The 6,952-nt window shown below is 63.5% G+C and carries 5 protein-coding genes; all 5 read left to right on the top strand.

Going from position 1 to position 6,952, the window contains the following annotated elements; all coding sequences use genetic code 11:
- Positions 1-546, top strand: a 546-nt coding sequence (locus E5W87_RS05665) for a S26 family signal peptidase (protein ID WP_292394801.1), incomplete at its 5' end; no start/stop codon positions are given.
- Positions 534-1,217 carry a lytic transglycosylase domain-containing protein gene (locus tag E5W87_RS05660; protein WP_292394799.1) on the top strand — a complete coding sequence of 228 codons (684 nt, stop codon included), beginning with the start codon at positions 534-536 and terminating at the stop codon, positions 1,215-1,217. The genes E5W87_RS05665 and E5W87_RS05660, both read left to right, overlap by 13 nt.
- Before the next feature lie 179 nt (positions 1,218-1,396).
- On the top strand, positions 1,397-3,367 hold the full coding sequence (gene rlxS / locus E5W87_RS05655) for a relaxase/mobilization nuclease RlxS (RefSeq protein ID WP_292394796.1): 1,971 nt from the start codon (positions 1,397-1,399) through the stop codon (positions 3,365-3,367).
- 356 nt (positions 3,368-3,723) lie between these two features.
- On the top strand, positions 3,724-4,710 hold the full coding sequence (locus E5W87_RS05650; RefSeq protein ID WP_292225038.1) for an AAA family ATPase: 987 nt from the start codon (positions 3,724-3,726) through the stop codon (positions 4,708-4,710).
- Between the two features lie 17 nt (positions 4,711-4,727).
- On the top strand, positions 4,728-6,952 hold a 2,225-nt coding region (locus E5W87_RS05645), incomplete at its 3' end, for a S8 family peptidase (RefSeq protein WP_292394793.1).

Genomic DNA, 6,952 nt, shown 5'->3' with positions numbered 1-6,952 from the left:
AACCGGCGTCCTTCCATCCGTCTGATCGGCAGCGGCCTGCGTCACGTTCGAGCGCGCAAAGTGATCGCCCTTGCCACGATTGGCCTCGGCCTTTTGGGCTTCGCGGCACTCGCAAAACCCACCCCTTGGCTGGTCTGGAACGCCTCGGCCAGCGCGCCGGTCGGCCTTTATCGCGTCGCTGCGGGAGCGCCAGCACGTGGCGATCTCGTGCTCGTCCGCACGCCTGGTTTCGTAGCCTATCTCGCCGCCGAACGCGGCTATCTGCCTCGCAATGTGGCTCTAGTCAAACGCCTTGCCGCGCTGCCGGGCGAGCATGTCTGCGCCTTCAACGACGCCATCATCATCGGCGGTGACATCGTCGCTCGCCGGCTCAAAATCGATGTCAAAGGCCGATCTTTGCCATGGTGGAACGGCTGCCGAGCGCTCGGCGATAACGAGGTTTTCCTTCTCGGCAGCGACAAAAACCGCTCCTTCGACAGCCGCTATTTCGGGCCTGTTCCCACTCAAAATGTCATCGGGAGGCTCGTGCCGCTATGGACCGAGTGACCCTCCTGCTGTTCGGCATGATCGCCATTGCGCCATGCGCCTGTTCCGCCTCGACCGGCGCTGAGCCGGTCGCCATCTCCCAAAGTCCGCAGCTGCGAAAGTGGCAGACGTTGGTATCGGAAGCAAGCCGGCGCTTCCATATTCCCCAAGCCTGGATCTATGCCGTCATGGCTGCCGAAAGCGGCGGCAAGACGATGCGCGACGGCCGCCCCATCACCTCCCCCGCTGGCGCCATGGGCCTCATGCAGGTGATGCCCGGCACCTATGAAGAGATGCGGGTCGAACACGGCCTTGGGCCTAACCCCCACGATCCGCGCGACAATATCCTGGCCGGCACGGCCTATCTCAGTGCCATGTATGACCGCTTCGGATTTCCTGGCCTGTTTGGCGCCTACAATGCCGGTCCCGAGCGCTACGACGAGCATTTGAAGCGTGGCAAACCGCTGCCAGAAGAGACCGTCGAGTACCTCGACCAACTCAAGGCGGCCGGAGTTTCGGCGGCCGACATCGAGGCGTTCGAAAGCCAATCTGTCGCTCCAAAGGCGCAAATCGCTCCTCTCGGACGGTCGCTGTTCTTCATTCATGACGGTGTTCACTCAGGCGTGCGAAACGGCGATCTCTTCGTGCCGCTCGGCAAGGACGGCGCGCAGCCGAAGGAGCCGGTGCGTTAGCCATGGGCGGACGGGGGCGCGTCTGGCGGGGCTGGGCGCGTAAGGCAAGATAAAGGTACCGCCTCCAGGAGGCGGTTAAATCTTTGTCTGCACATCGTTTTTCCGGGAGGCTGCCGCCGGTGCCAAGAGGGTTGGACGTGTAAGTGTCTGATTTTGCTTGAAATGTCTGGGAGGCTCGCATGAAGGATGACGAGTTCAGGCCGAAGCTCGGCAAAATCGGGTCGCGCGGCTCGAAGGCCGGCAAACGCTATGCCGGCCAGGTTCGTGCGGCGATCAACCGGGCTGGCGGCCGGCCGCAACGCGGTGGTCGCTTCACCGGAAGCCGGACAGGGCGCGGCGGGGCGGCCGCCGCACTGCTGAAATCGCGCGACCGGTATGCCGCCTTCCGCCAGCGCCGGGTGATCGTCAAGGCGCGGGTCGTCAAGCTCGCCGGCAAGGGCGCGGACGGGGCGCGTGCCCATCTACGCTATCTTCAGCGCGACGGCGTCACCCGCGAAGGTGAACCTGGCGAGCTCTACGGCGCCGACAGCGGCCGCGTCGACGGCAAGGCGTTCATCGATCGCGCGGACGGCGACCGCCATCAGTTCCGCTTCATCGTCGCTGCCGAAGACGGCATCGAGTACGACGACCTCAAGGCGCTGACGCGGCGGCTCATGGCGCAGATGCAGGAAGACCTCGGCACGAAGCTAGACTGGGTCGCGGTCGATCATTTCAACACCGGCCACCCGCACAGCCACATCATCGTCCGTGGCAGGGACGACCGTGGCGAGAACCTGGTCATCGCGCGCGAATATATCTCATCTGGCATCCGCGAGCGGGCGGCCGAGCTGGTCAGCCTCGATCTCGGTCCGCGAACCGACCGCGAGATTGAGCTTCGCCTGCGCCGGGAAATGGAGCAGGAACGCTTCACCAGCATCGACCGTCGGCTGCTCAGCATGCGTGATGATGACGGCCTGGTCTCGCCGGGCGGTCCCGACGCCATTCGCAAGACGCTGCACCAGGGACGGCTGCGCAAGCTCGAGCGGATGGGTCTGGCCGCGGAGGTCGGCGCTGGCTCCTGGCGCCTCGACGATGAGCTCGAAGCCACGCTGCGCCGCACCGGCGAACGCGGCGACATCATCAAGACCATGCACCGCGAACTGGCCGGCAAGGGGCTTGCCCGCAGTGCCGCCGACTGGGTGATCCACGATCGAGCCGGCGAGCCCGTCCAGTCTCTCGTCGGTCGCGTTGTCGCGCGTGGACTGGCCGACGAGATCAATGACCGCCACTACATGATCGTCGACGCCGTCGACGGTAAGAGCCATTGGATCGACATCGGTAGAGGCGAGGCGATGGAAACGATGCCTAATGGCTGCATCGTGCGTGTCGCGCCAAGGAACACCGAGCCGAGGCAGGTCGATCGTACCATCGCCGAAATCGCCGCCGCGCATGGCGGCCGTTACGACGCCGATATCCACCTGAAGCATGACCCATCCGCCACCGAGAGCTTTGCGCGAACGCATGTGCGGCGGCTGGAGGCGATCCGCCGCGCGACCGGCGGCGTTGAGCGAGAGCCGAACGGCACCTGGCTCATCGCGCCGGACCATCTCGATCGCGTCGCGAATTATGAGGGCCAGCGGGCCAGGGCCGAGCCTGTCGTTGTCGACAAGCTCTCCTCAATGGCGCTGGAGCGACAGGTCAGCTTCAACGGCGCCACCTGGCTCGACCGGGAGCTGGTTGCCGATAGACCCGAGCCTTTGCACGGATCCGGCTTCGGCTGCGACGTGAGAGAGGCGCAAGCTCGCCGGCGGCAGTGGCTGATCGCGCAAGGCCTCGCGCATGAAGAACAGGATCGGATCGTCTATCGAGCCAACATGCTTTCGATCCTGCGCCAGCGAGAACTGAACCGTGTTGCTGGCCAACTGTCGGAGGAACTTGGCCTGCCCTATGCCGAAGCGCGATCCGGAGGACGAGTAGAGGGTACGCTCCGCCGCTCCGTCGAGCTTGCCAGCGGAAAATATGCCGTCGTTGAGAAGTCGCGCGAGTTCACGCTGGTGCCATGGCGGCCGGTGCTTGAGCGCCATGTGGGCAAGGAGGTCTCCGGTGTCGTGAGTGGGGAGGGGATTTCATGGACCGTCGGCCGGCAAAGGAGCGGACCTGGTGTTTCGTGAGATGGTGTACAGCTTTTTTAGCCAGCGGCGCGGGCAGCCATGCGAGCCCGCGTAGACCTTATGGCCGCACGCCCGCAATCGGTCGCATGGACCTGCCAGGCGGGGCGGCTTTGGAGCGTTCGGACCCGACACGCTGCGTGAGTGGCCAGACTTCGAGCGCTCGAAGATGCGGACTGTTGTCTGCTGGCCGGCGTTATTCCGGCTGGCCTATGACCGCGGCGCAACAGTTCACCGCTGAAGTTGCCACGGGCGAACATCGACAAGAGAAAAAACACCATTGCGCGATACAAATCGCCGTTGAAAGCGTTTAGGTTGCATGCGCTTCGCCAAGTAAACGGATACCCCAGAAGAGAGCCATGACCACGGCCCGCCATATCGTGACGCTGCTTAAAAGCCACATTGCCGGCGACGAGGATCGTTTCCTCTCTATCGCGATGCAGCTTGCTGCGCATGAGGCACGTCAAGGCCATGGCAAGCTTGCTCAGGAGCTCAAGGATCTGGTCGACGCAGCCAAGAGCAGGGACGCCCGGATTGCCAAGAGCAGTCGGCCGGTTCCCCTTTTTCAGCCAAAGGGCGAGCTCGCAGGGCTCCTGCATGTGCGCTATCCGGACCTGCGACTGACCGACATGATTTTGCCGGACAGTCTGCGCTCGCGCCTGCACCGCGTGCTGGGAGAGCAGCGCCAACAATCAAGCTTGCGCGAGCACGGGCTTGTTCCCCGTCGCAAACTGCTTCTGGTCGGCCCGCCAGGATCAGGCAAGACGATGACCGCATCGGCATTGGCCGGGGAGCTTCATCTGCCCCTTTTCACGATCGTCCTCGATGGTTTGATCACCAAGTTCATGGGAGAGACTGCCGGAAAGCTGCGCCTTGTTTTTGATGCAATGCAGGCGACGCGGGGCGTCTACTTCTTTGACGAATTCGATGCCATCGGCGCGCGTCGAGGCGAACGCCAGGATGTTGGCGAGATTCGGCGCGTGCTGAATTCGTTTCTGCAGTTTCTCGAGCAAGACGACAGCCACAGCCTGATTATTGCGGCAACAAATCATCCCGAGCTGCTCGACAGAGCTTTGTTCCGCCGTTTCGACGATGTCATCGAATACGCCGTGCCCGATCGGCCGATTATCGAGGCGCTGCTTCGGGCTCGACTCGACCGCTTCGACACCAGAGGGCTTGCCTGGAACGAGGCGATCTCTCAGGCAGAGAGACTGTCGCAGGCCGAGATCACCCGCGCGGCCGACGACGCTGCAAAAACCATCATATTGCGGGGGGGGAAGCGGATCACCTCGGAAGCGCTCATCGACGCTCTGAAGGAACGCCGGCAGGCTTCGCTGTCTGAGTAGCGACAGCACAGATCATAATGGCAGACGATTTTCCGCGCGACCGCGCCCATATCCACCTTCGCAACAACGGCATTCGGGAAGCCTATCGGCGGCCCAACCAACTTATACATGCACCGCCGCTGCCGGCGCGTGATCGGGCGTCGCATGCTGCGGCCTTGACGCAATCCATCGAACAAGCGGTCGAAAGTGCACGCCAGCAGATTGCGGCGCGTGACCCCCAGCTGTCGGTCGGCACGCCTGGCTTTTATCTCGAGATCGATCTGCCCATGTCCGGACGGGCGGCCCTCGACCAGTTGGCCGATCGTCGCCAGCACATGGAGCTGGTCGCCGTCCATGAGCCAACTCAACCCGGTGCTCCCATCACAGCGTCGGTGTTCCTGCCGCAAAGCGCGCAAGCCTATTATTTGCGGAAAGTCGAGGCGTATCGAGACGTTGACACTGACCGCGGCAGACCGCGCAACGAGCCGCTCGTCTCCCGCATGGAGACAGTCAGGCTGGCGACTGCACGATCGTTGTTTACCGACCACGACGACCTCTTCCCCCAGGCCGCTGACGAGCAGGTGTGGTGGGAAGTCTGGCTGCGCGACGGTCGCCGCGAGAACTTCGAGCACATTGCCGAAGCCCTGAACATCACTTTGCGCACGCATGCGGTCAGGTTTCCGGAGCGGGTGGTCATGCTGGCACTCGCCAGCACGGCAATGCTCGACCGCATGATTGCGCACAGCGATGTAGTCGCCGAGCTGCGGCGCGCGAAGGATACGCCGTCCTTCTTCATGGGCCTTGGCGGCGCGGAGCAAAGGGACTGGAGCGACGAGCTTCTCGGGCGCGTCAGACCGCCTCAAACCGATATTGCGGTCTGCATTCTCGACAGCGGCGTGCGTCGCACCCACCCGTTGATCGAACCCGCACTTGCCGTTGAAGACTGGCACACCGTCAAACCGGCATGGGGCAGCGACGACACACCTGCGTGGAGCGGCCACGGGACGCGAATGGCAGGTGTCGGCCTGTACGGTGATCTGGTCCCGCTCCTGGTCGGAGGCGATCCAGTTCCATTGCCCTTTCGGCTGGAGAGTGTTCGTATCCTTCCGCCAGAAGACGAGGCAAACGATCCAGAACTCTATGGCGCGATCACCGCGGAAGCGATCGCCCGCGCCGAGGTGCAGGCGCCGGAGCGCCGCCGCGCGATCGCAATGGCTGTGACAAGCGCCAGTCCGGCGCGTGGAAGGCCCACATCGTGGTCTGCCGCTATCGACCAACTCTGTTTCGAAGAGGAACAGCGACGCTTGATCGTTCTCTCTGCCGGCAACATCGGCGATGACCTCATGCCGGCCGAGCATTTGACGCGCAACGATCTGGAAGCAGTCGATGATCCTTCTCAGGCCTGGAATGCGCTGACGGTCGGCGCTTTCACAGAAAAGGTCGATATCCTTGACACCGACTTTGCGGGCTACGCTCCGATCGCGCCGGTCGGCGAGCTCTCGCCGCGCAGTCGCACTTCGGTCGTTTGGGACAGGCAGTGGCCGGTGAAGCCCGAGGTCGTCTTCGAAGGCGGCAATCTCGCCCATGACGGTGTGTTGCCTGGCGAGCCGATCGACGATCTGCAGATATTGACCACTTTCTATCGACCCGAACTGCGCCACTTCACCACCCTCGGAGATACGAGCGCGGCAACGGCCCATGCCGCACGGATGGCGGGACTAATTCTATCAGCGCGCCCCGAGCTGTGGCCTGAAACGGTTCGCGCCCTGATCGTCCACTCGGCCGAATGGACTCCGGCGATGCGCGCACGCATCGATGCGTGCAACGGAGCGAAGGGCGAGATCCAGGCGCTCGTGCGGCGCTATGGTTATGGCGTGCCAGATCTTGGGCGCGCGCTTCTGTCAACGGTGAACGACCTCACGCTTATCGTTGAAGATGAGCTTCAGCCTTTCCAGCGCGAGGGCGGCGCGGCTGCCAAAACGCGTGACATGAAGCTGCATCGCCTGCCTTGGCCGAAGGAGCAGCTCGCGGCGCTCGGCGCTGCCCAGGTCGAGCTCCGCGTCACGCTGTCCTATTTCATCGAACCCAACCCCGGTGAACGCGGATGGACCCGCCGGCATCGTTACGCGTCCCATGGTCTTCGGTTCAGAGTAAAGTCAGCGACCGAGACAGTCGACGAATTCCGAGCCCGCATCAATCAGGCCGCTCGGGACGAGGAGGAAGGGGCGCCTGCTGGAGGCGGAGAAGAGTGGCTGCTCGGCAC

The organism is Mesorhizobium sp., assembly GCF_004962925.1.
Taxonomy (GTDB): Bacteria; Pseudomonadota; Alphaproteobacteria; order Rhizobiales; family Rhizobiaceae; genus Mesorhizobium.
Note: the sequence above shows the minus strand (reverse complement) of the source record. Positions and strands in the feature narration are given on the sequence as shown.